This window comes from Polaribacter sp. 20A6 (assembly GCF_011378915.1).
Lineage (GTDB): Bacteria > Bacteroidota > Bacteroidia > Flavobacteriales > Flavobacteriaceae > Polaribacter > Polaribacter sejongensis.
Window position 1 is genome coordinate 1 of sequence record NZ_WTPZ01000036.1, and the last position, 1287, is coordinate 1287.

Sequence of the window (1287 nt, forward strand, 5' to 3'; positions counted from 1 at the left end):
AAAGTCCGCGAGGACTTTCGTAAGTAGGCGAGAAGCCAGCAATAAATTATATACGGTGTTAGCTGTAGTTTATTTCAATTTCCTTTTTAGCTTTTTAAAAACTTTCCTAAATTTATTTTTTTTTCTCCAAATTTCTCCCCTTTTAGCACTGTTTATTAATTTCTGTTTGTAATTTAGATAGTCAGCATTGTCTATTTCATTTTGGTTATCTAATATTTGTCGATATCGTTGATTAAAATAAAACAAAAAAGGAGTTTCATTATTGTTTAGTTTGAAGTTACCAGTATTTCTAAATACTGCTAAATCATATATAATTTGGTAGATTTTTTTAAATTGATTCCTCTTTAGTTTTAGTGTTAATATATTTTCATTCTGGACATTACTACTTATGGAATTACTATATTCTACATTGTTAGATTGTCCATTTTCCTTATATGAATGAATCCATTCTCCATGTTGTATTTTATTACGGATAATAATAGAAGGGTCTAATTTTAATTCAATTAATTTATATAGTTTATTAAAACGTTCTTTATCTTTTTCATTTATTTGATTAGAATTGTCAATCCACCTTTTTTTAGCAATTGGTTTATTAGGATCATAAGGAATATTTGAGAATGCTTTCCAAAAAGCTGTTGTAATTGCACTAGTCCATTGTTGAGAATTAACATTCTTTAAGAGAGTGTTTATTTGAGTAGTTTCAAATGCACCGTGTTCATAAAGTAACCATTTAATTAAGCTTTCACTCCAAATAATTATTAATCCAGATAAAAGACTTGTTTTAAGTTCTATTATTTTATCAATTTCTACTTGTTCTAAAGTATTAGAGCTAATTCCTTGTTTTTTTATTAACTCTTTTATTTCTTTTTCCGTAAGTTCAATTGTTTTTTCTACAGATAAAACATTTTCTTTACGCTTGATAAAATCTTGTTGTTTAGTTGTTAATGACATTTTAATCTAATTTAGATGATTTGATTCCCGCGTGAAAAGAAGTACATGTAAATCTTTTCACGCTGGGATTCGAACCCACTTTCTTTCAATTTCTTACTTTTGAAAGAATGCCCACCTGGACGACGTGCTAAATAAATAGGCTTTATATATGTTCAATTCTTATTAACAATTTTATTTTAAATTAGAGATTTAAGTTATGTAAAAATAGAAAATTAATTTATATATAACTCATTTATATAGTTTTTCTTGGTTTAAAATTACAGCTAACGTTGTTGTGTTATGGAAAGTTGCGTTTAAAGTGAACGGCTATTTTCCGCAGGAAAATTGTTGTTCGCA

General features: G+C 26.8%; 1 protein-coding gene. It reads right to left on the reverse strand.

Annotated elements, in window-relative coordinates; translation table 11 throughout:
• Positions 1-69: 69 nt before the first annotated feature.
• On the reverse strand, positions 70-951 hold the full coding sequence (locus GQS57_RS18260; RefSeq protein WP_165734408.1) for a hypothetical protein: 882 nt from the start codon (positions 949-951) through the stop codon (positions 70-72).
• Between the last annotated feature and the right edge of the window lie 336 nt (positions 952-1287).